The sequence below is a fragment of the Bathymodiolus japonicus methanotrophic gill symbiont genome (assembly GCF_019721995.1).
Lineage (GTDB): Bacteria > Pseudomonadota > Gammaproteobacteria > Methylococcales > Methylomonadaceae > Methyloprofundus.
Genome location: NZ_BLYC01000001.1, coordinates 424,766 through 449,104, shown reverse-complemented (window position 1 = coordinate 449,104; position 24,339 = coordinate 424,766). Strand labels below are relative to the sequence as shown.

At 43.4% G+C, this 24,339-nt stretch carries 27 protein-coding genes; 19 read left to right on the top strand and 8 right to left on the bottom strand.

The features are described 5' to 3' along the window. Window positions 1–121: 121 nt before the first annotated feature. Window positions 122–1,309: an O-succinylhomoserine sulfhydrylase gene (locus tag K6984_RS02695; RefSeq protein ID WP_221894048.1), complete on the bottom strand. Its 1,188-nt coding sequence runs from the start codon at window positions 1,307–1,309 to the stop codon at window positions 122–124. 173 nt (window positions 1,310–1,482) lie between these two features. Between K6984_RS02695 and K6984_RS02690 the strand changes: the two genes are divergently transcribed. The 10 genes from K6984_RS02690 (at window position 1,483) to purF (ending at window position 10,700) form a co-directional block, all read left to right on the top strand. Continuing rightward, complete coding sequence (locus K6984_RS02690; protein ID WP_221894047.1) at window positions 1,483–1,977, top strand: CinA family protein; 495 nt, start codon at window positions 1,483–1,485, stop codon at window positions 1,975–1,977. Window positions 1,978–2,040: 63 nt separating this feature from the next. Further along, window positions 2,041–2,787 carry a DUF2231 domain-containing protein gene (locus K6984_RS02685; protein WP_221894046.1) on the top strand — a complete coding sequence of 249 codons (747 nt, stop codon included), beginning with the start codon at window positions 2,041–2,043 and terminating at the stop codon, window positions 2,785–2,787. Between the two features lie 346 nt (window positions 2,788–3,133). Then, the gene (locus K6984_RS02680; protein ID WP_230987828.1) at window positions 3,134–3,766 is read left to right on the top strand and encodes a phosphoribosylanthranilate isomerase; all 633 of its coding nucleotides are present in this window, start codon (window positions 3,134–3,136) and stop codon (window positions 3,764–3,766) included. Between the two features lie 10 nt (window positions 3,767–3,776). Continuing rightward, window positions 3,777–4,961, top strand: coding sequence for a tryptophan synthase subunit beta (gene trpB / locus K6984_RS02675; protein ID WP_221894149.1), 1,185 nt, complete (start codon window positions 3,777–3,779; stop codon window positions 4,959–4,961). Next, entirely contained in the window at window positions 4,958–5,767 is an 810-nt protein-coding gene (gene trpA / locus K6984_RS02670; protein ID WP_221894044.1) for a tryptophan synthase subunit alpha, read from the top strand. Before trpB ends, trpA begins: the two co-directional genes overlap by 4 nt. Window positions 5,768–5,781: 14 nt before the next feature. After that, window positions 5,782–6,648, top strand: a complete 867-nt coding sequence (gene accD / locus K6984_RS02665; protein WP_221894043.1) for an acetyl-CoA carboxylase, carboxyltransferase subunit beta — start codon at window positions 5,782–5,784, stop codon at window positions 6,646–6,648. Between the two features lie 129 nt (window positions 6,649–6,777). Next, window positions 6,778–8,166 (top strand): bifunctional tetrahydrofolate synthase/dihydrofolate synthase, encoded by a 1,389-nt coding sequence (gene folC, locus K6984_RS02660; RefSeq protein WP_420831631.1) that lies wholly within the window; start codon window positions 6,778–6,780, stop codon window positions 8,164–8,166. Window position 8,167: 1 nt separating this feature from the next. After that, on the top strand, window positions 8,168–8,668 hold the full coding sequence (locus K6984_RS02655; protein WP_221894042.1) for an SPOR domain-containing protein: 501 nt from the start codon (window positions 8,168–8,170) through the stop codon (window positions 8,666–8,668). 8 nt (window positions 8,669–8,676) lie between these two features. Further along, entirely contained in the window at window positions 8,677–9,168 is a 492-nt protein-coding gene (locus K6984_RS02650; RefSeq protein ID WP_221894041.1) for a CvpA family protein, read from the top strand. A gap of 20 nt (window positions 9,169–9,188) precedes the next feature. Further along, the gene (purF, locus tag K6984_RS02645) at window positions 9,189–10,700 is read left to right on the top strand and encodes an amidophosphoribosyltransferase (RefSeq protein WP_221894040.1); all 1,512 of its coding nucleotides are present in this window, start codon (window positions 9,189–9,191) and stop codon (window positions 10,698–10,700) included. Window positions 10,701–10,838: 138 nt separating this feature from the next. Here the strand turns inward: purF and tusD are convergent, their stop codons facing one another. After that, complete coding sequence (gene tusD, locus K6984_RS02640; RefSeq protein WP_221894039.1) at window positions 10,839–11,228, bottom strand: sulfurtransferase complex subunit TusD; 390 nt, start codon at window positions 11,226–11,228, stop codon at window positions 10,839–10,841. A 119-nt stretch (window positions 11,229–11,347) separates the two neighbouring features. On the opposite strand from tusD, the gene K6984_RS02635 reads away from it, so the two are divergent. The 3 genes from K6984_RS02635 to K6984_RS02630 all read left to right on the top strand — a co-directional run bounded on the left by K6984_RS02635 (window position 11,348) and on the right by K6984_RS02630 (window position 14,687). Then, window positions 11,348–12,808 carry a M48 family metalloprotease gene (locus tag K6984_RS02635; RefSeq protein ID WP_221894147.1) on the top strand — a complete coding sequence of 487 codons (1,461 nt, stop codon included), beginning with the start codon at window positions 11,348–11,350 and terminating at the stop codon, window positions 12,806–12,808. 127 nt (window positions 12,809–12,935) lie between these two features. Continuing rightward, window positions 12,936–13,064 carry a hypothetical protein gene (locus tag K6984_RS32300; RefSeq protein ID WP_263458628.1) on the top strand — a complete coding sequence of 43 codons (129 nt, stop codon included), beginning with the start codon at window positions 12,936–12,938 and terminating at the stop codon, window positions 13,062–13,064. Between the two features lie 687 nt (window positions 13,065–13,751). Further along, entirely contained in the window at window positions 13,752–14,687 is a 936-nt protein-coding gene (locus tag K6984_RS02630; RefSeq protein ID WP_221894038.1) for a Calx-beta domain-containing protein, read from the top strand. A 231-nt stretch (window positions 14,688–14,918) separates the two neighbouring features. Here the strand turns inward: K6984_RS02630 and K6984_RS02625 are convergent, their stop codons facing one another. The 3 genes from K6984_RS02625 to K6984_RS02615 form a co-directional block, all read right to left on the bottom strand. Further along, on the bottom strand, window positions 14,919–15,641 hold the full coding sequence (locus K6984_RS02625; RefSeq protein ID WP_221894037.1) for a DUF445 family protein: 723 nt from the start codon (window positions 15,639–15,641) through the stop codon (window positions 14,919–14,921). Window positions 15,642–15,707: 66 nt separating this feature from the next. Next, window positions 15,708–16,055 carry a phenylpyruvate tautomerase MIF-related protein gene (locus K6984_RS02620; protein ID WP_221894036.1) on the bottom strand — a complete coding sequence of 116 codons (348 nt, stop codon included), beginning with the start codon at window positions 16,053–16,055 and terminating at the stop codon, window positions 15,708–15,710. Window positions 16,056–16,137: 82 nt separating this feature from the next. Then, window positions 16,138–16,554, bottom strand: a complete 417-nt coding sequence (locus K6984_RS02615) for an OsmC family protein (RefSeq protein ID WP_221894035.1) — start codon at window positions 16,552–16,554, stop codon at window positions 16,138–16,140. Window positions 16,555–16,872: 318 nt separating this feature from the next. Between K6984_RS02615 and K6984_RS02610 the strand changes: the two genes are divergently transcribed. Then, window positions 16,873–17,184, top strand: a complete 312-nt coding sequence (locus K6984_RS02610) for a hypothetical protein (RefSeq protein ID WP_221894034.1) — start codon at window positions 16,873–16,875, stop codon at window positions 17,182–17,184. On the opposite strand, the gene K6984_RS02605 is transcribed toward K6984_RS02610, so the two are convergent. After that, complete coding sequence (locus K6984_RS02605) at window positions 17,162–17,452, bottom strand: hypothetical protein (RefSeq protein ID WP_221894033.1); 291 nt, start codon at window positions 17,450–17,452, stop codon at window positions 17,162–17,164. The two genes, K6984_RS02610 and K6984_RS02605, sit on opposite strands and share 23 nt — an antisense overlap. Here K6984_RS02605 and K6984_RS02600 point away from each other — a divergent pair. Next, on the top strand, window positions 17,409–17,588 hold the full coding sequence (locus tag K6984_RS02600; protein WP_221894032.1) for a hypothetical protein: 180 nt from the start codon (window positions 17,409–17,411) through the stop codon (window positions 17,586–17,588). The two genes, K6984_RS02605 and K6984_RS02600, sit on opposite strands and share 44 nt — an antisense overlap. 371 nt (window positions 17,589–17,959) lie before the next feature. Here the strand turns inward: K6984_RS02600 and grxD are convergent, their stop codons facing one another. After that, the gene (gene grxD / locus K6984_RS02595; RefSeq protein WP_221894031.1) at window positions 17,960–18,283 is read right to left on the bottom strand and encodes a Grx4 family monothiol glutaredoxin; all 324 of its coding nucleotides are present in this window, start codon (window positions 18,281–18,283) and stop codon (window positions 17,960–17,962) included. A gap of 391 nt (window positions 18,284–18,674) precedes the next feature. On the opposite strand from grxD, the gene K6984_RS02590 reads away from it, so the two are divergent. The 4 genes from K6984_RS02590 (at window position 18,675) to ilvD (ending at window position 23,294) form a co-directional block, all read left to right on the top strand. Continuing rightward, entirely contained in the window at window positions 18,675–19,847 is a 1,173-nt protein-coding gene (locus tag K6984_RS02590) for an aspartate aminotransferase family protein (RefSeq protein WP_221894030.1), read from the top strand. A gap of 10 nt (window positions 19,848–19,857) precedes the next feature. Beyond that, on the top strand, window positions 19,858–20,760 hold the full coding sequence (argF, locus tag K6984_RS02585; RefSeq protein ID WP_221894029.1) for an ornithine carbamoyltransferase: 903 nt from the start codon (window positions 19,858–19,860) through the stop codon (window positions 20,758–20,760). 89 nt (window positions 20,761–20,849) lie between these two features. Next, complete coding sequence (locus tag K6984_RS02580) at window positions 20,850–21,500, top strand: TIGR04211 family SH3 domain-containing protein (protein WP_221894146.1); 651 nt, start codon at window positions 20,850–20,852, stop codon at window positions 21,498–21,500. Between the two features lie 108 nt (window positions 21,501–21,608). Beyond that, on the top strand, window positions 21,609–23,294 hold the full coding sequence (gene ilvD / locus K6984_RS02575; protein WP_221894145.1) for a dihydroxy-acid dehydratase: 1,686 nt from the start codon (window positions 21,609–21,611) through the stop codon (window positions 23,292–23,294). Between the two features lie 33 nt (window positions 23,295–23,327). Here the strand turns inward: ilvD and K6984_RS02570 are convergent, their stop codons facing one another. Then, the gene (locus K6984_RS02570; RefSeq protein ID WP_221893843.1) at window positions 23,328–24,320 is read right to left on the bottom strand and encodes an IS30 family transposase; all 993 of its coding nucleotides are present in this window, start codon (window positions 24,318–24,320) and stop codon (window positions 23,328–23,330) included. Window positions 24,321–24,339 lie beyond the last annotated feature (19 nt).

Sequence of the window (24,339 nt, the reverse complement as noted above, 5' to 3'; positions counted from 1 at the left end):
TAAACAGATAAACCATTAAAATTACGCTGAAATCTAACAACCACATACGGAATGGTTTTTACCCAATTAAGAAGTCTTGAGCAAAAGCCATTCTCTTGTTATTAGGCAGGTAGAAATCTACCTACAATATTAAACCGTACAATAAATCCTGCTTGATATCATCAATATTTTCCAGGCCTACGGACACGCGCACTAGACTCTCTTTAATCCCGGCCTGCAAACGCACTTCAGGTGCTAAACGTCCATGCGTGGTACTTGCCGGATGGGTAATAGTCGATTTCACATCACCTAAATTCGCGGTAATAGACAGCATTTGGGTCGCATTAATCAATTTCCAGGCCTGTTCTTTGCCACCTTTTAGTTCAAAACTGACGACCCCACCAAAATGACTTTGCTGCTGCCTGGCTAATTCATGCTGTGCATGCGATTCCAACCCCGGATAATGTACTTTTTCAACTGCTGGCTGCTGCTCTAACCATTTAGCTAACTCAAATGCACTATCACAATGCGCCTTCATTCTAACCGCTAAAGTCTCCAGCCCCGATAGAAACACCCAGGCATTAAACGCGCTCATCGTCGCTCCGCCAGTGCGCAAGTATGGATAAATTGATTGCTCGATAATTTCCTCGCTGGCAATCACTGCGCCGCCTACACCACGCCCATGCCCATCGATATATTTAGTTGCTGAATGCACAACGATATCTGCTCCTAGCGCCAGGGGCTTTTGCATAATAGGTGTGCAAAAAACATTATCGACCACTAACAGGCAATCTTGTTGATGCGCAATATCAGCTAGGCCACGGATATCCACCAATTCCATTAGCGGATTTGACGGCGTTTCGACAAATAAAAGTTGCGTATTAGGCTGAATTTCTGCCGCCCATGCGTCCAAGTTAGAGAGCTCTACAAAGGTCGTTGTGACACCGAATTTGGCAAAATAATTTTCGAAAGTCAGCACAGTATTACCAAACACACTACGCGAACACACCACATGATCACCGGCTTTAAGCAGGCTCATACCTATCGCCATAATAGCCGCCATACCCGAGGCAAAGGCAAGGCACCGGTCACCTTGTTCCATCAGCGCCAGGCGTTTTTGAAAAGTATCTACCGTAGGATTAGTAAAACGCGAATAGATATTACCAGGCTGTTGCCTGCTAAAGCGTAGAGCGGCCTCTTCTGCACTGTTAAAAACATAGCTTGAAGTCATGTAAATGGACATACTATGCTCACCTTCGTGAGTACGCTGATGTCCTGCTCTTATCGCCTGTGTTTCTACTGAATAATCGTTCCAATCTATATCTGTCATGTGTCTTTTTTTTCCGTGAATGCTGCGCTGTTATGAGTCATTTTTCCGTCTTATCCATAAGCTGAAAGAGACCCTACAGTTATTTCTATAGAAGCTAAAATTAGCTATATAATTAGTTTTAATTTTAGCAAAGTATTGTCCATAGCTTTACTATTAATAGCAAGTAGTGCCTTATGAATACTAATCTACATCTTAGCCTGGCGGCTGAAAAACTTGGCGAATATTTAATCCTGAACCACGCAAAAATTGCCACTGCTGAATCCTGTACAGGTGGCTGGTTAGCACAATGCATTACCGAAATACCCGGCAGTTCAGCCTGGTTTGATCGGGGTTTTATTACTTATAGCAATGCTGCTAAAGTGGATATGTTAACTATCCAGAGTGAACTTATTGAAACATTTGGTGCTGTCAGCGCTGAAGTGGCTAGACAGATGACGCAAGGAGCACTACAAAATAGCCTGGCAGACTATGCCATTGCCATTACGGGAGTTGCCGGACCTACAGGAGGAAGTATTGAAAAACCGGTCGGTACTGTATATATTGCCTGGCAAAAAAGAGCTCAACCTGCTCAGCTAACTTTAGAAAATTATAGCGGTGATCGACAGGAAATTCGTCGGCAAGCTGTTTATACAGCATTGACTTTAATCCCTAGCAATTACCCACCATAACCGTATAATGCGACCTATAAACCCCTTTCTCAACAACTCACACCACATTAAAAAAAGAGAAAAATGATAGATTTAATATTTGATGTCTTGCCACAAATTCACGGTGGAGGCAATCATGGCGGGCTAGGTGCAGTAAAAGGCCTGGAAGCTTTTTTAACCTTTATAGAATCATTAACAACTAAAAGCCCGGCAGAAATATTTGCCGCTTTTATGCCTGGTATTAGCGCAATGGATAATATCCACCCTTTACTGGTGCACTTCCCTATCTCCTTATTTACAATTTTCTTCTTTGCTGACTCAGTGGGCGGATTGGTCTCTAAACCTGCCTGGCGGCAATTTGCCACACCGATCCTTTATATCGCAACATTGTCTGCGATATTAGCGGTTGCAGCTGGACTGCAAGCAGCGTATTCAGCACCACATTATGATGCAACGCATACGATTATGTTACGCCATCAAGCCTTTGGTATTACTGTTGCAGCACTAGGTGTGCTGTTATCATTACGCCGTCTGTTCGCATCTGATAGCTTTATCTACACTAAGACCTATGGGCACTTTGCTCTGTCAGCACTGCTAATGATATGTCTAACTTTTGGTGCTGATTTAGGCGGCTTAATGGTTTATCAATACGGCGTTGCTGTTGCACCGCTGATGCAAACCGACATGGCTAACGAACAAGCTCGTGAGCATGAACACAGTCCTGGCTCTGCGCCACACGTACATAGCTATGATATAAACATGTTACCGCAACAGCCGCAAAGTGCACCGCATACGCACAGCCATGATGGTGGCCAACCGCACAGTCATTAACGATTACTTAGGGTCACGTGCACGAAATAACTTTGATAACCTGGAAGCGAGGTCTTCAATAAATATACTTCGCACGGTCACGACTGTGGATTTCTAGCGGCTGAGTTTTTGCCAATAGCTACGTTGCTGAAACCGTTACGTAACCAACTATGCGCTAGTTTCAGCGCCTTACTCTCGACAACAATCAGCTCACTATATTTTCCGCATCCGTGACCGCGCGAAGTATAGTTGTAGATTTTAATTCGTGCGCATTGCTTAAATCTTGTTGCCAGGCAACACTACACTTCAAGATAGCCTACCAATATGGTATTCTACTTAGCTTTATTTCTGAATGAGTTTGCAGAAAATGAAACGAACCCGGGTCAAAATTTGTGGTTTTACATCGGCTGAACAAGCGGCTTATGCTGCTTATGCAGGTGCAGATGCAATAGGTCTGGTTTTTTATCCGACTAGCCCTCGACATGTCAGTATTGCTAAAGCGCAAGAAATTGTAGCCGCATTACCTGCGTTTACGACCGTGGTTGCGCTTTTTGTTGATGCTGCAGAAGCACAGATTAAAGAGGTTATTAGCCAGGTCGCAATAAATGTATTGCAATTTCATGGCGATGAGCCGGCAGAAGCATGCCGACGCTATACCAAACCGTATATTAAAGCGATTAGGATGCAAGCTGATACTGACATTCAGGCCTTAACAAGCGAATATCATGATGCCAAGGGTTTATTGCTGGATGCCTACCATGCCAGTGTAAAAGGAGGCACCGGGGAGCAGTTTGACTGGGACTTAATCCCTGAGTACCGCGCCTTACCTATTATTCTTGCTGGTGGACTGGCTGCACACAATGCAGGCGAAGCCATTGCCCGGGTAAGACCCTATGCTTTAGATGTAAGCAGTGGTGTAGAAGCAGTAAAAGGCATAAAAGATAATCATAAAATAGCAGAATTTTTAACTGAGGTTTACCTAAGTGACAGACACAACTAATTCCTACAATATGCCCGATGAAAGGGGACATTTCGGTCCTTATGGTGGCTTATTTATTGCTGAAACATTAATTCCTGCGGTAGAAGAACTAGATACAGCCTACCAGAAGCATATGACTGACCCAGAGTTTATGGCAGAACTCGATAAAGACTTCCAATATTATGTGGGCCGCCCTTCTCCGCTGTATCATGCAGAACGCTGGAGTCATGAATTAGGCGGTGCGCAGATCTATCTTAAACGTGAAGATCTGAATCATACCGGCGCACATAAAATAAATAATACCATAGGCCAGATTTTACTCGCTAAGCGTATGGGCAAGACCCGGATTATTGCTGAAACAGGAGCTGGACAGCATGGTGTTGCAACCGCAACGGTATGTGCCCGCTTAGGATTAGAATGCGTGGTCTACATGGGGGCAGTGGATATTGCCCGCCAGGCGCTGAATGTGTATCGAATGGAACTATTAGGTGCTAAAGTTGTTTCCGTCACATCAGGCTCAAAAACATTGAAAGATGCCTTAAACGAAGCGATTCGTGACTGGGTCACAAATGTCGATAATACTTTTTATATTATTGGTACGGCAGCGGGACCTGCCCCCTACCCTGCGATGGTGCGAGATTTTCAATCTATTATTGGCCGTGAAGCAAGGCAACAATGTCTTGCACAAACCGGAAAATTACCGGATGCATTAGTTGCCTGCATAGGTGGCGGCTCCAATGCCATAGGCTTATTTCACCCGTTCATTAATGATGCAGAGGTTAAGATGATAGGTGTAGAAGCCGCTGGTGATGGTCTTGAAACTGGCCGGCATGCTGCGCCTCTGTGTGCAGGTCGCCCAGGCATTTTACACGGTAACCGTACTTACTTAATGGAAGATGATGATGGTGGAATTATTGAAACTCACTCCATTTCGGCAGGTCTGGATTACCCAGGCGTAGGTCCTGAACATTCCTGGTTAAAAGATATAGGTCGTGCGGAATATGTTAGCATTACCGACGATGAAGCCATCGAGGGTTTTCATGCCCTGACTAAAATGGAAGGTATCATCCCTGCTCTGGAATCCAGCCATGCGATGGCCTATACCTTAAAATTAGCGCCTACTATGCAACAAGATAAAATTTTAATCGTTAATTTATCCGGTCGCGGTGACAAAGACATGCACACCATGGCAGAACGAGAGGGAATTAAAATATGAGCCGTTTAGCGACTAAATTTGCCGAATTCAAAAAAACTGGGCATAAAGCACTGATTCCCTTTATTACTGCTGGGGATCCCAGCCCGGAATTCACCGTCCCGATGATGCATGCCATGGTTGATGCAGGAGTGGATATTATAGAGCTGGGGGTACCTTTTTCTGATCCTATGGCGGATGGTCCAGTTATTCAACGTGCCAGTGAGCGCGCATTAGAACACAAAATGAGCTTACGCCGTACGCTGGAAATTGTAAGTGACTTCAGAAACAGCAATCAGGATACACCTGTCGTATTAATGGGCTATGCTAACCCTGTAGAAGCAATGGGTTATGAAGATTTTTCCCAGTCTGCACAAGCAGCAGGCGTTGATGGGGTGCTGACTGTAGATTTACCGCCAGAAGAAGCATATGAATGCGCAACGCTACTGAATGCCCATAATATCGATCAGATTTTTTTACTCGCGCCTAATAGCACTAACGACAGAATTAAAAAAATGGATGCCGTTGGCAGCGGCTTTCTTTACTATGTTTCGGTCAAGGGTGTTACTGGAGCGTGTCACCTGGATACCTCAGATGTGCAAAAAAAATTAATCGATATTCGTGCGAACACTCAGTTACCTGTGGGTATAGGCTTTGGTATTAAAGATGCCGAAACAGCTAAGGTAATTGCAGGTCTTGGCGATGCTGTTGTGGTCGGCAGTGTACTCATTAGTAAAATTGAGGCCAATTTATCTGCCCCCGATATTGCTAAACAAGAGATTATCGAATTATTAAAATCCATGCGTTTTACCATGGATAACCAAGATTAAGGAAGGAACAAGCTATGAGTTGGTTTGAAAAATTAGTCCCCTCTACCATTATAAAGAAAGACTCTAATAGTAAGAAAAGACCTGTTCCTGAAGGTCTATGGAACAAATGTCCTAGCTGCAATGCTATTTTATATAATAGTGAACTGGAAAAAAACTTTAATGTCTGTCCTAAATGCGATCACCATATGCGTATTGGTGCACGGCGACGTATAGACCTGTTTCTTGATGCAGAAGGTCGCGAGGAAATTGGCGCAAACTTAAAACCGATGGATCCGTTAAAGTTTAAAGACAGTAAAAAATACAAAGACCGGATTAGCCAGGCGCAGAAAAAAAACCGCGAAAATGATGCACTGATTGTCATAAGCGGCACGCTGGAAGGAGAGGCTATTGTGGTTGCAGCATTTGACTTCAGCTTTATGGGGGGATCAATGGGCTCAGTTGTCGGTGAGAAATTCGTGCGCGGCATTACAAAAAGCCTGGAAATTGGCGCCCCCTTTATTGTCTTTACTGCCAGTGGCGGAGCCCGTATGCAGGAATCATTATTCTCCTTGTTTCAGATGACAAAAACCAGCGCGGCACTAACCAGGCTATCAGCAGCAGGCATTCCCTATGTCTCTTTTATGACTGATCCAACTATGGGTGGCGTTTCTGCAAGCTTGGCAATGCTGGGTGATATCAATGCCGCTGAGCCCGAGGCACTAATTGGCTTTGCAGGCCCACGAGTCATCGAGCAAACAGTACGCGAAAAATTACCTGAAGGGTTTCAACGCAGTGAATTTTTACTGGAACACGGCGCGATTGATATGATTATTGACCGCCGTGAAATGCGTAAGGAAATTAGCTCGGTGTTAGCAATTCTTACGACAAACGCAGCAGCCTGATACTATTCTCACCCTATCTGTGCATAGCAGATAAATAAGAGATTCCAGGCGTAAAGATGCATCATTAGCAAGAAATGCTTATAGTGTGCAAAACATAAAACTTACTCTGTTTGATAAGCTTTTTTTATTATGCATTTTGAAACTCTGAAGGGCTGGCTGGCGTGGCAAGAAAGCCTGCATCCACAAAGTATTGATCTGGGTCTGGACAGAGTAACCCGGGTATTTAATGCCCTGCATAATCCAGCACCCACAAAACCGCTAACCATTACGGTTGCAGGAACCAATGGCAAAGGCTCCAGCATTGCATTTCTGGAAGCTATATATTTAGCTCAGGGCTATAAAGTGGGGGCTTATACCTCACCACATATTATTCATTATAACGAGCGCATTAAAATTAATGCCGTACCAGTGAGTGACGCACAGATTTGCGCTGCTTTTGAACGCATAGAAGCGGTGCGGGATAATATATCCTTAAGCTATTTTGAGTTTGGGACCCTAGCTGCCTTAGATATTTTTTCCCGCTCAAACCTGGATATACAGTTACTTGAAGTGGGTCTGGGTGGCCGTCTGGATGCAGTCAATATCATCGACCCTGATGCAACTATTGTCACCAGCATTTCCATAGACCATACTGCCTGGCTGGGTGAGACTCGCGAAGCCATTGCGTATGAAAAAGCCGGTATTTTTCGCCCCGATACTGTCGCTATTACTGGCGATATCGACCCCCCAAATACTTTAATAGACTGTGCTGAGAAAGTTAATGCCCAGCTGTTACGCTTAGGCGAGGAATTTACTTATCACCAACATGCATCTAGTGCAGCAGATATTCTAGACGAATCAAAAGATAACTATAACCCATCTTTTAAATCAGTAGCTGATGAGAGACCCAATCCACCAAACCAAAATAGCTGCTGTACTGGCTGGGACTGGCAATACGGAAACAGCCAATTATGCAATTTACCAGTCCCGCATTTAAAAGGTGAACATCAGTATAGAAATGCATCTTCTGTGCTAACTGCCATCAATACTTTACAAGATAAACTAGCAGTTAGCGAACAGGCTATTAAGCAAGGGTTACGTAGTGTCAACCTACAGGGTCGCTTTCAACTTATTCAATCTCAGCCATCAGTGTTACTGGATGTAAGCCATAATCCACAAGCTGCTCAGGCCTTAATTGACCATTTACAGGCGGAGTTTCTGCAAATGCCAGTGCATGCTATTTTTACCATGATGAATGATAAAGATCTCACAGGGGTTATCGGTCTTATGCAACCATTTATCAAACACTGGTATATTTCTCCTTTAGACAATCCCAGAATCTTTCTGCAGACCGAACTGCAACAAGCATTTGTGCAATGTAATATTGGCCAGGTCAGCTTGGACTTTAGCGATTTTCTTGCCGCCTATTCAGCCGCTGAAACTAAAGCACTGGCCGATCAGGGCATTATTTTAATTTTTGGATCTTTTTTTCTGGTTTCCGAATATTTGACACTCTTTAGCAACCCACAAGGACAATAGTATGAACGAGATATTAAAACAAAGAATCGTAGGCGTGATTGTTATCACTGCCTTCGCAGCTGTTTTCGTGCCCATGTTATTTGATGATCCAGTATCTGGCGTTGATAATTTTACTAATGAGTTATCCTTGCCACAGGAACCTGCTGAAGATCTGCAGCCATTACTGGATGATATTCCTAAGACACCGGTTCAAGTCTTGTCCAGGCCCGCCCCCGTGCAAGTTGATCTACAATCTAAAAACATTCAGCAAGCTGTTAATGAGACTTCGCTTAAAAGCTGGACTATTCAGGTAGGCAGCTTTAGCCAGGAACAGAACGCCCTGGAGTTCCGGGATAAGTTGCGAAAAAATAACTTCACTGCCTATGTAGATTCAGTGACTACCGGACAAGGCATTTTATATCGCCTGCGTGTAGGCCCCGAACTGGATGAAAAACGTGCGCGGCAAACCCAAAAGCAGCTTGAAGCACAGTATAAAGTAAAAACTCTTCTGGTTTCTGAATAGAGAAAATAATGATCTGGATCGACTATGCCATTATCGGCTTAATCAGTATCTCGCTGATCATCGGCCTTTTCAGAGGACTGATCCGTGAAGCATTTGCCCTGGTTACCTGGGGAGTAGCAGGCTGGGTAGGCTTTAACTTTTGCCTGCCGTTTGCCACTTTTTTAGAAAGCTCCATTAGCGATACTAATGCCAGAATCTTTACGGCGTTTATACTGTTGTTTGTTCTGACTTTAATCGTTGGCGCATTAATCAACAAGCTACTCGGGGCACTGATTAAGAAAACCGGACTAACCGGTACTGACCGTCTGGCAGGGCTGATTTTTGGAGTTGGCCGTGGCATGATTATCATTATTCTATTAGTCATGCTAGCTGGCTTAACGCCCATCCCTGAAAGTTCCTGGTGGCAAGAATCACAGCTACTACCGCATTTTCAAGTAATGGCAGTCTGGTTAAAAACGCATATACCCGATGGTATTGCAGACTATTTAAATTTCCAATAACTTAGATACAGGAAGAAAACATGTGTGGTATTGCCGGGATTGTTTCCCTTCAAAATGTAAATCAGGACCTGTATGACGCACTCACAGTGTTACAGCACAGGGGACAGGATGCGGCAGGCATTGTGACATGTGAAAACGGACGTTTACATTTACGCAAAGACAACGGACTCACCCGAGATGTGTTTACTACCGAGCAGATGGTCAAGCTAAAGGGTAATATGGGCATTGCACACGCACGCTACCCTACTGCTGGTTGCTCTAGCTCATCCGAAGCTCAGCCCTTTTATGTCAACTCGCCGTTTGGCATTACCCTGGCGCATAACGGTAATCTGACCAATACCGAACAGCTAAAGAAAGAGCTATTTATTGAAGACCAGCGCCACCTCAATACCAATTCTGATTCTGAAGTGCTGCTCAATATCTTTGCCCATGAATTACAACAACTGGGTAAATTAGAACTTAATAAAAATGATCTTTTTAAAGCTGTTGAAGGCGTACACAGACGCTGTAAAGGCGCTTATGCCGTAGTCATCATGATTCCTAATATCGGCATTATAGGCTTTCGGGATCCACACGGTATCCGCCCTATTGTCTTTGGCGAACGTAAATCAGAGCAAGGCTCAGAATTTATGATTGCTTCAGAAAGTGTTGCCCTGGATGCACTAGGATTTGAACTAGTCCGTGATATAGACCCCGGCGAAGCGGTCTATATAGAAGAGTCTGGGAAATTGCATACGCAACAATGCTCGGAGCTTAGTGATCATTGTCCGTGCATTTTTGAATACGTTTACTTTGCCCGCCCGGATTCTATTATCGATAATATCTCTGTCTACAAAGCGCGCTTGCGTATGGGCGATAAATTAGCCGAGAAAATCCTACGTGAATGGCCTGATCACGATATCGATGTGATTATCCCCATTCCTGATACCAGCAGGACGTCTGCCCTGCAAATGGCGCATACACTAGGCGTGAAATTCCGTGAAGGCTTTATTAAAAACCGCTATATAGGTCGGACATTTATTATGCCGGGCCAGCAAATGCGCAAGAAATCAGTGCGCCAGAAACTCAATGCCATAGGCCTGGAGTTTGAAGGTAAAAATGTCTTATTAGTCGATGATTCCATAGTACGTGGTACAACTTCGGAACAAATCATTCAGATGGCGCGGGATAAAGGCGCAAAAAAAGTATATTTTGCATCAGCGGCACCTGCTGTGCGTTACCCTAATGTTTATGGCATTGATATGCCGGCAGCACATGAACTGATTGCTCATAACCGCACTGAAGCAGAAATCGGCACTGCTATAGGCGCGGATAAAATGATTTATCAGGACCTGGAAGACTTAATTGACGCAGTACATAAAGGAAATACGGATATTAAGCACTTTGATACCTCTTGCTTTGATCATCAGTATGTTACAGGTGATATTGATGAGAGCTATTTACAGCACATCGAAGCCTTACGTAACGATACGGCACAGACGGATAGAAATATAGAAACGGCTACCATCGATATGCATAATAATGCAAAATAATTTTAGCTTGGTAGAGCGGACTTCAGTCCGCTACCATGAAATCCCATAAGATCCAGAACCCGAATCACTATACCATCTGTAGGGCGTGGCTTTAGCTCGCCATTTAGCAGGTTCATAAGTTCACGCCCTACGCTGATATTAACCGAACTCGATAAACCGGTCAGCTTCCAGCATAGCTTCAACCCATAACCCCAAGCCAGCAATACGAAAGCCATCTGCAACATCATTATCTTTTTTTCCTTGCCGCCTGGCTTCATTTGTTTCTAGCAAACCCCGTCGCTGGGCAGCCGAAATACACACGACCAGATCTAAATCATAGTCACGCGCTAATGTGCTCCAGCGGGTGACAAACTGCACTTCATCATCGGGTGGGGTCGCATACCTGAATGCATGATAAATCCCCTCCTGATAAAAGAATACGCGTATGATTTCATGCCCCATATCTAAGGCACTTTTAATAAATTGATACGCCGTTTCGCCACTATTAGACTGATAAGGGCTGGCATTAACCTGGATTGAGTATTTCATTCGTAATAGTCAAGAAATAAGAAAGATAGACCAACATTCAGTACAATACACTGATTTATGGCCTATTGATTGAACAGATAAATAACCTCTACTGTAGATTAACCAAAGTATAACATTTGATGAAGCTTACCAGGAATCCATTGTTTTATATGCTGCTTATACTCAGTTTATTAAGCAGGGATCTATATGCAGTTAATAAGATACAACTGCCGGATATGGGCGATTCGACAGGAACGCTGATTTCCCCAGCACAGGAAAAAGCATTAGGCGATGCTTTCTTTCGTAATATACGCTCACAATTAAAAATCAGTTATGACCCAGATGTACAGCAATATATTCAGAGTATTGGACAAACATTGGTGTCTAATAGCGACAACCCGACACATAACTTTTACTTCTTTGTCGTGCTGTCGGATGATATCAACGCTTTTGCCGGCCCTGGTGGGTATATAGGTATTAATTCAGGGCTGATTTTAAGCAGCGAGTCTGAAAGTGAACTTGCTTCAGTGATGGCGCATGAGATTGCCCACGTTACTCAACGGCATATATACCGTTCCTATGAAGCTAGCAGCCGTATGTCATTGCCAGCACTTGCCGCAATGCTTGCCGCTATTATTGTCGCAACCCAGGCCCCCGAAGTGGGCTTAGGCGCATTATCTGCCATACAGGCAGGTAGTTTGCAAATGCAAATTGACTTCACCAGAGATAACGAGCAAGAAGCTGATAGAATCGGTATAAAAACGTTGGAACTCGCTGGATTTGATCCACTCAGCATGCCTGCTTTTTTTGAAAGACTACAAAATGCAAGTCGTTATTATGGACAGGGGGCACCTGAATTTTTAAGAACTCACCCGGTTACTTCGTCACGTATTGCAGATACGCGTGGCCGTGCCGAAAAATACCCGTATCGCCAGGTTCCCGATTCACAGGATTATCGGCTGATAAGGGCGAAGCTGCGTATTGGCTCTGAGAATACTAAACTTAATGACTTAGTCGTCTATTTTAAAAGTAAAATTAACCAGGGCACAGCTGATCAGCGTGTAGCCATGCAGTATGGGTTAGGACTCACATTTATAAAAAAACAACAATTCAGCGATGCAAAGAAAATCTTTCTCAGCCTCAACCGGCGTTATCCAAAACAAAGAGAATACCTGACCGCTTTAGCTCAAGTTGCCATAAATCAACAGGACTTTGAAACAGCAAAGCAGCGTTATCTGCAATTACAACAACTATATCCCGAAAATGCAGAATACCAGTTTGAATACATCTCCATTTTATTAAACTCGAACCAGCCCAAGCTTGCACTGCAGTTGCTCAGGTTGATCGACTATCGTTATCAGCAGCACCCCAGGTATAATTTATTGCTTGCCCGAGCCTATGGCAATCTGGGTGAAAATGTCAATTTGCACCGCTATATGGCGGAATACTTTTATGCTCTGGGGCAGACAGATGCAGCCATTATGCAAATTAAGTTAGCCCAGAATGATAAGGGGCTTAATTTCTACCTATCCGCCATACTGGAAGACCGCTTACATTTCTTTCAGTCAGAGTTGCAGGAGCTTAAAGAGCTACAGAAATAAATTCACCTCCGCAGCTCAAGTAATTATTCGGATATCCCCCCTAAAAATATCAATATCACAGCCCTAAAAAATCTCTGCGTCAATACATAAGCAAAATACTCGGTTGAAATTCGGGGAGTCGCTATTTTTGCGAAAGCTTGTTTTTGGCATCCCAGCCCAAGCAAGCAGCAAAAACTTAACGCGACCACTTATGCCTCCGGCGGCCCCGATTCGTCCTCGTCACCTCGTCCCGACCCAACAAGGGGTCGGAACATAGGCTCCAAATGACTTGACGCCGTGTCGGATGGCCTTTTATTTTGTCTCCACCTTCGCTAACGCTCAGACTCCGACAAAATAACGGCCCTACGGCTATCGCGGACTAAAAATCTTCACTTCGCTAAAGCTCCGTTTCCAGGATTTTCAGCGATCGCAATAATAAGCGTATAGATAATAAGGAAATGATAAGACTCAGAACAATATGCCTTTTGGCCAATGTTCCCTTCAGCCACTATTGCTGAATATAAAATTACTGTCTCTCTAGTTATAGTGCATTACTAGTAGAGAAATTCGGGAGATTATATTGCAATACCCTTAAAAAAACACAACTACACTTTAGAGTATACAATAAAGCTTACAGTCTCAGGAACTGAACCCCCTTTTGATACGCATTTCCACTCTAAGTCGGCTACAGTATTAGTTAAGAGTGCAATAGATGTGCTTAATGCAGAATTTACCGAAGAGCCCCCTGCTACTCTTAAAGTTGCAGAAGCAGAAACCTGGAGATTTCAGGTTTCAGGTGGGCAAACACCCTATAGTGTAAGCATAGACTGGGGTGATGGTAAAAGCAGCACGAATGATAACAGCGATTCTCATAATTTTAAGGCTACACACACGTCAGGCGCGCCATGCTACTTCACGAAATTCCGGGACTCCTGTCGCCATAATTCGTTCACCTACGCAGCGGATGGGAGATGCCCTGAACGCCCTGCGTCCGCAACGACTACGCACAAAAGCCGCTTCGTCATTACTACCTCACTGGCTGGACGACTATTCGGAATGCAATTCTTGCTCCTCTCGCGTGCTGCTAGCACACGTCGAATCAGCGAATTGCCCTGTCGCCTTTCAGGGACTAAAAATCACCACTTCGCTAAGCTCCGTTTCCATGATTTTCAGCGATAGTCAGAAAGATATATATATTATCAGTTTTACTGTCACTGACAAAAACGGAATATCAGATACGGTTGAAACTTTACAAAGTGTTGATGCAGTTCAGACATTACCTGAAATAAGCGTGGCTGCCACAGATGCAAAAGCCAGTGAAGACGGAGATACAGGTAAATTCACCCTGACTCGTACTGGAGATTTAAGTGTAGCGCTTACGGTTAATTTTGCAATAAGCGGCTCTGCAACGTCTGGCGTTGACTATAAATCATTAGGTAGTTCTGCTACTTTTGCTGCTGGTCAGAGTACAAAAGTTGGCACAGTAACACCCATTTCTGATACTGAAGTTGAAGGTAGTGAAACAGTCACTCTAACGCTCATCGAAAATACCGGCTATACAGTAGGAGCATCTGGCGGCTCAGCAAATGTGATTATTAGAGAACCCAAAGTTGAGGCTCAAGATTATGTTGTCTGGTATATGGAACAGGCGCGCCATGCTACCTCACGAAATTCCGGGACTCCTGTCGCCGTAATTCGTTCACCTACGCAGCGAATAGGAGATGCTCCAGCCGCCCTGCGTCCGCCACAGACTGAGCACAAAGCAGCTCAGTCATGGCTACCACAAATGGCTCTACGGCTATTCGGGATAAAATTTTGGCCTCCCTCGCGCGCTATCGCGCACTTCGGATTGGCAAATTTCCCTGCGCCTTCTGGAGACTATCAGCCCGTCCGGGGCTGACAGCGAATGAGTGGATTTAGTTCATTGCAAGCGGCTCAGTCTCAATTTTGTTCGACAATCTCAGTTAAGATTTCGCATCGATGCAATTATCGCGGACCACGGGTCAAAGCGAATGGCGTACTCTATACCTCACAGATTCCCTGTGATTTATCAAACGTGCCATGGGGGGAGTTTGAATAAACGCCTTCTCACACTTAGATTGATACCGGGCCATGGATGGCTCTCAACCTATCAAATGAAGAAAAAAGCAGCCCCCATTAAACCGCCAAAAAAACCGCCCCAGACCACTAACCAGCCTAAATGCTCGCGGATAATTTCCTGTACCATTTCTTTAACTATCTGAGGGGTTAATTCAGCTAGTCGCTTATCAATCACAGTTTCAATTTTGCCTATAATATCTTCGCCTATATGATGCGCATTTAAGCCTTGTTTTAGTGCAGACTTAAATCGGTCTGATTCAACCATCTCGGTTAGAGTTACGCGCATTTTTTCGGTAAACGGCTCTTTTAACGGAATCAGTGCTTCTTCCCCACCCATCATCTGTAGCATGGCTCCAAACGATGATTCCATTATCGACGCGATTAAGCCCTCAAAAATTCGGTCATAATCAACCACTGCCAGCAACGGTTCAAGATTCAATATTTCCTCGCCTTCCTGCTCTTCAGTTTCAATAAATTGCTCGATATTTTCCAGCGTAAAAAACTGCTGCATCATCAACTCTTTAATGGAGTCTTTAAATTCCTCAAAGCGATTAGGAATAATGCCTGAGCCATATAATAAAGGCACTTTTTCAAATAGCATATGAATCGCTATCCAGTTAGTCAATGCACCGGATAAGGCAAAAAAACCGATGGCTTTAATCAGCTCGCTATAAACAGGTGTATAGTATCCTGCGACAATGAGCATTGCCGCAAGAAAATTGGTGATAAAACTTTTATTCAATAGTTTTTTCATTGGTCATTAGAAATAGTAAAAAGGGAGTAATGACATATAGTAAATTCACACTGGATAGGCCAGCCCCTAACCAAAAGTAGAGCCATTCCAGCCCCAAAATTCTGCTGGGCAATTACTGAATTCTATATAAACGCGGTCTGCATTAATCTGCATCCGAGAGTCTAACACCTGACTAATTGACTTTGACAGAGATTTAGCCTGAATCATAGAGAGCCCTATACTCTTACATTCTACGTAGGCTAAGGGGTCAGAGCTACCTCCAAAGAGCATGTTCCTGTCCTCTGCAATTTCCACCATCACATAACGTTCGGGCTTGCCTGTTTCACTTGCGAGTAATTGTGATAATTCGCTGAGTAATTCCGGTTTTTTTTCGTCTGTGACACTAACATTAGTTCTGAGTTTTATTAATGGCATAATAGCTCCTTCGTGTAGGATTGGCCTTAGTTCGCCAAGTTGGCATTTATAAGGCGTGCTAAAGCCACGCCCTACAATTTATTTAAGCTTCTATGACTTCAAAATCATGGCTAATTTCAACTGCTTTTTCCAGCATAATGGATGCTGAGCAGTATTTCTCGGCTGAAAGTTTTATGGCACGTGCAACCACCGCTTCTTTTAAGTCTTTACCTGTGATCACAAAATGCACATGAATTTTACTAAACACCTTAGGGATGGTGTCCACCCGTTCGGCTGAAATTTCGGCGACACAATCAGTAATATTCTGTCTGCCTTTTTGCAGAATTTGCATCACATCGATAGACGTACAACTACCCATGCCTATCAGCAGCATTTCCATGGGACGGATGCCCATATTCTTTCCGCCTATTTCAGGCGGCCCATCCAGCACAACAGCATGACCACTTTCTGATTCCCCCAGAAACATCATGCCCTCTACCCATTTAATACGCACGTCCATTAAACTAACCTTCTGATTGAAAAAAAGCTAGATTAGCATACATTAGATAAGACTAGTACAGCAACCGTATCTAACGCTAATAATAAAGCAAAAAGAACCAGGATTTATTAATATCCAAAACTATATATTTTTAAAGTGCGCTTCGTGCCTTAGCGCACCCTACAGGCTTAGGGGTCTATTTAAGCCTCAATCCTAAAGTAAGTAATCCCGATCAGACTTGTACAATGCAACTATTAGAAGTCAAGGCAGTCATATTATCAATGCATTGCAGCAAGCTGTACTAAATATCCATCATAAAAACCTATACAGAAAGCAATCATGTTTATTAATTCCTTAACGGCTTTTTTCGCCTTTACATCCTTTATCAGTCCTATAGAAACTGGCGTGATCTTATTGATAACTGCCTACACTATTTATATGTTGACGCTGACACACAGGGCTAATGAACCTGCGCCGATGAGTACTGCAGAAACCAGGCGAGCCAATATCTATATGTATTTACAATCTGCCTGGCTAGGAAAATTGCCTTTAGCGGCGGTATTTTTCCCTTTTTTATTATGCTTAATGCTGCTTTGTATTATGCGGATTATCGTGTTGATAGCGGCACCTACACCATTGCAAGCTGGCTAACCATACTGGTTATTCTGGCTTTACCCTTATTCTGGTGGACAATTTCAGTGTGGCGCTCGCTGAAAATCATGGAAACGGAGCTTAGCGAAGTGGTGATTTTTAGTCCCTGATAGGCGACAGGGCAATTCGCTGATTCGACGTGTGCTAGCAGCACGCGAGAGGAGCAAGAATTGCATTCCGAATAGCCGTCCAGCCAGTGAGGTAGTAATGACGAAGCGGCTTTTGTGCGTAGTCGTTGCGGACGCAGGGCGTTCAGGGCATCTCCCATCCGCTGCGTAGGTGAACGAATTATGGCGACAGGAGTCCCGGAATTTCGTGAGGTAGCATGGCGCGCCTGGTTCTATTCATGCCAGCCGGGTATGGGCAAGTGTGGCACGATTTTTTACCATCGCGGTATATTATGAACTGAAGTTTCCCAATTATTGAGTAGCTGAAATACACAATGCTGGTGTATCGAGGTTTATTTTAGGTGGTTTTGCCATGTTTATAGCAAACCCCTACTTAATTCCCCTTAGGCAATAGCATTTGAAACGAATGAAAAGACTATTTTTTTCATATAGTTGTAGCATAGTTTCAATTTTACCATAAATAATTATTGGGAAACTTCAGATTATTGAATATGGCGATTGTTTTTAAGCTGAATAGTCAGTTGTTCCCGGTTTCCAGATTTAAGCACAAAAACTCCGCGAGGCCATCAGCGCACGGAGTTTTGTATTTGATCAAGGTTTATACAAGTTTTACATAAACCGTTGTGCAAAAGGCGCTATCGTTGCAATTATTCTGCAACGCAGTCCACAGCAGCAAGCTTTTGCTGTAATTCACCTTTATTATATAAATCCATTACAATATCACAGCCGCCTATTAACTCGCCATTAATATAAAGCTGCGGATAAGTTGGCCATTGCGAATATTCTTTTAAAGCCTCACGGACTTCCTGATCTTCAAAAATATTGATATACATAAATTTTGCACGACAAGCCTGCATCGCCTGAATCACCTGCCCTGAAAAGCCACACTGAGGAAAATCAGGTGAGCCTTTCATGTATAAAACAACAGAATGACTGCCTAATTGATCTTTAATTCTCTCTACTGCATCCATAATATTTACTCAAAAAATAAAAACCTAGTGATTTTATCAGGATTTATCACACAACAAAAGTATCACTATCAAACAATTATCGCTTGCTCATTAAAATTAACAAAACTATAATCAGCCCTTTTTGCAAAATACTAGCAGGAGTTTTAGACTGAAGTTTCCCAATTATTGAGTAGCTGAAATACACAATGCTGGTGTATCGAGGTTTATTTTAGGTGGTTTTGCCATGTTTATAGCAAACCCCTACTTAATTCCCCTTAGGCAATAGCATTTGAAACGAATGAAAAGACTATCTTTTTCATATAGTTGTAGCATAGTTTCAATTTTACCATAAATAATTATTGGGAAACTTCAGTTTTAGATTCTTTTTGCTAGTTTTAAAGACAAGACCATTATGACCAGTCATATTATGCCCACTTACGGGCGGCTTGATGTCACTTTCACCCGGGGTGAAGGCGCATGGCTCTGGGATAAGCACGATAAACGCTATTTAGATGCTCTTTCAGGCATCGCAGTCTGTAGTTTAGGTCACGCCCATCCTGCGATACATACAGCGATCAGCACACAAAGCCAGCAACTGCTGCATACTTCCAATCTATACAATATCCCTCTACAGGAACAACTAGCAACTAAGCTCTGTCAACTCAGTGGTATGGATAATGTCTTCTTCGGTAATTCTGGCGCTGAAGCAAATGAAGCGGCAATAAAAATAGCGCGCTTGTATGGACATCAGACAAATATTGCTAACCCGGCAATTATTGTAATGCAGCAAAGTTTTCATGGGCGTACCATGGCCACCTTGTCTGCGACAGGTAACCCGAAAGTACAGGACGGCTTTGCCCCATTGCTTGATGGCTTTATCCATGTTGCCTATAACGATATTCCTGCGCTTAAATCAGCGCTGGCTGAGCATAATAATATCGTTGCCATTCTAGTTGAACCCATACAAGGTGAAGGCGGCGTTAATATTCCCGCATCGGATTATCTGAATAAGATTCGTGACTTATGTGACAGCCACGATTTAATAATGATGCTGGATGAAGTACAGACTGGGATTGCCAGAACAGGTGCCTGGTTTGCTTTTCAGCATAATCATATTATTCCCGATGTCTGTACTTTAGCTAAAGCACTAGGTAACGGCGTACCTATAGGCGCCTGTATGGCAAAAGGCAAAGCTAGCAAGTTATTAACCGCAGGCAAGCATGGCTCAACCTATGGCGGTAATCCTTTAGCCTGTAGTGCTGCACTGGCTGTGCTGGAGACGATTGAAGCCGAACAACTTTGTCAGCAAGCAGAGACTAAAGGCAATGCAATTCACCAGGCATTTAGCACACAACTAAAAAATAATACGCATATTAAAAACATCCGCAATAAAGGCATGATGATCGGTATAGAACTAGATATGCCTTGTACTGAATTAGTCGGCTTAGCCCTGGATGCCGGCTTGCTAATTAATGTAACTGGTGCAAGCAGCATACGTTTACTGCCGCCGCTAATCATTAACGATGCACAGATTGCTTTACTGATCGAGACTTTATCCGGTCTGATTAATAGCTATACAAAATAATAACAAACCAATGAACAGTCCCAGACACTTTATCAGCTTGCTTGATCTGACTAGCGCTGAGATTCGCACCTTAATTCAGCGTGCCATCGAACTAAAAAATACGCGTCACCCTGACTTTCAGCCCTTAAAAGGCCAAGTGCTGGGAATGATATTTGAAAAATCATCCACGCGTACACGCATTTCATTCGAAGCAGGTATGACTAATTTTGGTGGTAGCGCGATCTTTTTATCTCCACGAGATACTCAGCTAGGTCGCGGCGAGCCCATCAAAGACAGCGCCAAGGTCATTTCCAGCATGGTTGATGCGATTATGTTGCGCACCAATGATCATGCAACAGTCACTGAATTTGCAAAATATTCCAGTGTTCCGGTCATTAACGGCCTGACGGATTTATTACACCCCTGTCAGCTACTCGCTGATATGCAGACTTACTTTGAACATCGCGGTGACATACAGGGCAAGACAGTGACCTGGATTGGTGATGGTAATAATATGTGCCATTCCTATATTAATGCAGCGATCCAACTGGATTTTAATTTACAGATTGCCAGCCCGAATGGTTACTTGCCTGATGCAGATATAGTGAATTCTGCAGGCAGTCGCGTACAACTCTTTAGTTCAGCAAAGCAAGCCGCTAACGGTGCTGATTTAATTGCCACCGATGTCTGGGCAAGTATGGGGCAGGAACATGAACAGCAATTGCGTGAGCAAGCTTTTAAAGATTATCAGGTGACTCAGGAAGTTATGGACAACGCGAATGCAAATGCCTTATTTATGCATTGCTTACCTGCGCATCGTGGCGAAGAAGTTGCTGCAGAAGTTATCGATGGACAACAGAGTGTTATTTACGATGAAGCTGAAAACCGCCTGCATGCGCAAAAAGCGCTATTAGAATTGCTTATGTGTACATAAGTTCGTAAACTAACCAGTGCTTTGCAAAGACAGAGTATAATTGCCGTATTTAATTCCAGGAACTATTTGTGAAATATTTTTTTTATCTTATGTTGTCAGTGCTAAGTTGTAATAGCGCTTTTGCAAAGACTGTCTATGTGACTGACAGTATGAAATTCACTTTACGTAGCGGTGAAAGCAATAGTCATAAAATCATCCAAATGCTTCCCAGTGGCACTAAGCTTACCCTGCTGGAACAAAATAAAGCGACTGGCTACAGTAAAGTTAAAACCAGTGCCGGAGTTGTCGGTTACCTACATACACGCTTCATTCAAGACCAGCCAATTAGTCGCTGGTACTTAAACAAAGCCAATCAGCAACTGAAATTGCTACAGGCAGAAAACCAGCAAATGAAAGCAACTCTAGCAGAGCTACAGCAAAATAATAATAGCACGGCTTCCAACAATAGCGAGCTGATCAAAGAGCGCGATCAACTCAGCACCGATTTGAATGACTTACGCCAGACCGCATCCAATGCCATACAGCTAAAGCGTCAGCGCAATGAATTACAAGAGCGTGTCGTTAATGTTGAGCGCGAATTGCAGCAACTCAAAAGAGAAAAACAGGCATTGGAAGACAGCACTAGCCAGGACTGGTTTTTATATGGGGGTATCCTGTCATTTCTAGGTATCTTTTTTGGCCTGCTAATCCCTAAAATTAGCTGGCAACGTAAATCACATGGTAACTGGGATACGTTTTAAAGGTTATAGCCCCCTTATTATCCAGTCACACGGCTAACGCAATCATTGTATTACCAGCACTGGCATGACACTATTTTATTAACTCATCAAGCAGACGGCTCAATTCAGATGGCAAATGATAACAACACCCGCACCTTTTCATCCAAAGTAGTCGACGGCATGGAACGCGCGCCTAGTCGCGCCATGTTGCATGCTGTAGGTTTTAGTAATGAAGATTTCACCAAACCGCAAATAGGCATAGCTTCAACATGGAGCATGGTCACACCGTGTAATATGCATATCAACAAGCTGGCAGATGATACCGCACGCGGTGTTAATGATGCGAATGGTAAAGCGATTATTTTTAATACCATTACAATTTCCGATGGTATCTCCATGGGTACCGAGGGCATGAAGTACTCACTGGTTTCGCGTGAAGTCATTGCTGACTCCATTGAAACAGTCACTGGCTGCCAGGGTTTTGATGGCATTGTTGCTATCGGCGGTTGTGATAAAAACATGCCGGGCTGTATGATTGCTATTTCACGCCTAAACCGCCCTGCTATCTTTGTTTATGGTGGGACAATTTTACCTGGCTGTCACAAAGAAAAAAAACTGGATGTAGTTTCAGTATTTGAAGCGGTGGGGGCACGAGCAAATAACCAGATTGATGATGCTGAACTAGCTGCTATTGAAGAAAAAGCGATTCCTGGTGCGGGTTCTTGTGGCGGGATGTACACAGCCAACACTATGGCATCAGCCATTGAGGCACTGGGTATGAGCTTACCCGGAAGTTCAGCGCAAGCCGCTATCTCGGATGAAAAACGTATCGATTGCGAACGCGCAGGTGCCGCAGCCTTGGAACTGCTTAAAAAAGATATTAAACCTAGCGACATTATGGATAAAAAAGCATTTGAAAATGCGATTACCGTGATTATTGCACTCGGTGGGTCAACAAATGCCGTGTTACATATACTGGCGATGGCCAATGCTGCTAACGTCGATATCCAGCTAAGTGATTTCACCCGCATAGGTGCTCATGTACCTATGGTTGCAGACTTGAAACCCAGCGGTCGCTATCAAATGGCAGAACTCATTGAAATTGGTGGTATTCAACCGTTGATGAAAATCTTGCTCGATCGTGGCTTATTACATGGCGAATGCCTTACAGTTACAGGCCAGACTCTGGCTGAAAATCTAGCTAATGTAGCACCTTATCCTATCGATCAGGATATGATTTTGCCTTTAGATAAGCCGATTAAAAAAGATAGCCATTTAGTGATCCTACATGGCAACCTGGCTACCGAAGGTTCAGTTGCAAAAATCACCGGCAAGGAAGGCCTGCATTTTACCGGCACTGCTAAAGTTTATAATGCGGAAGAGCAGGCACTGCAAGGTATTCTGAACGGTGATATTGTACAAGGTGATGTGATTGTTATTCGCTATGAAGGCCCCAAAGGTGGGCCTGGTATGCGTGAGATGCTCTCGCCTACTTCTGCCATTATGGGTAAAGGTCTGGGCAAAGATGTTGCACTGATCACCGACGGCCGTTTTTCTGGTGGCACACATGGCTTTGTCGTAGGGCATATCACCCCGGAAGCCTATGTGGGAGGCCCTTTAGCTATTATTGAAAATGGCGACAAAATCACCATTGATGCAGAAAGTAAAAATCTTACTTTACATCTGGAAGATGCTGAAGTTGCTGATCGTCTGAAAAAATGGCAGCAACCTGCACCTAAATATACACGAGGCGTTTTAGCGAAATACGCTAAATTAGTAAGTTCAGCATCATTAGGTGCTGTGACTGATAACTAACTGAAGTTTCCCAATAATTATTTATGCCTGAATTCAAGTCATAAGTACATAACCCAATAAATTTTTCATATCTATCCCAGTCAGCTCTTCAAATACCTCATAAGGTGTTTTGTAATTGAGACACTTTTTAGGGCGACTATTTAGCTTATCAACGGCTATAAAAACCTCTTTTATCGTAACATCAATCAACTCCATTACTTTAGGGAAATACTGTCTTAATAAGCCATTAGCGTTCTCATTTTGCCCTCTTTCCCAAGAGCTGTAGGGAGTCGCAAAATACGTATCACAGCCTAGTGCTTCTGCTATTTTTTCATGCAGGGTAAACTCTTTCCCGTTATCAAAAGTAATTGTTTTAACAAAGCTTTTTATAGGATCAAGCATTAAAATAGTTGCGTCTAATACATATTGAGCCTTTTTCCCCGCTAAAGGGAAGGCCAACCGTAATTTAGAGACTCGCTCATCCAACGTTACAATCGCCCCTTTGTGATTTTTCCCAATGATTGTATCTGCCTCCCAACCACCTATACGCTTACGGTTGTTGACCTCTTCAGGACGCTCATCTATATCGACTCTATTAGGGATTCCTGTCCTATTATGGGCTGACCCATACCGCTTGCGATAGGTTTTGTTCTGATGCCGAAGGTGCTTGTATAGTTCACCCCCTGCCTTTTTGTCCGCCAGAATATGCTGGTAGATTGTTTCATGATGAAGACTAATTATACCTTCTTGTTTTAACCGCCCTGCAATCTGCTCAGGACTCCAGTCATCCTCAATGCGAACATTAACAATGCCTTTTATTTCATCCGTTAATTTAACCTCTTTAGGCTTGTTTTTGTGTCGTTCTTGGGCAAAATCTTCTGCTTGTTTATGCCTGTAGCCTCTTTGACCTGTATTGCGTTTAATCTCGCGTGAAATATTGCTTTGGCTTCGTTCTAAGGCTTCTGCTATTTTATTCTGTGAAGTTCCCTTTTTTAATTCAATTTCTATATAATATCTTTCTTCAGGACATAGGTGTGTATAGCTCATTTGTAGCCTCTGTAAAGTT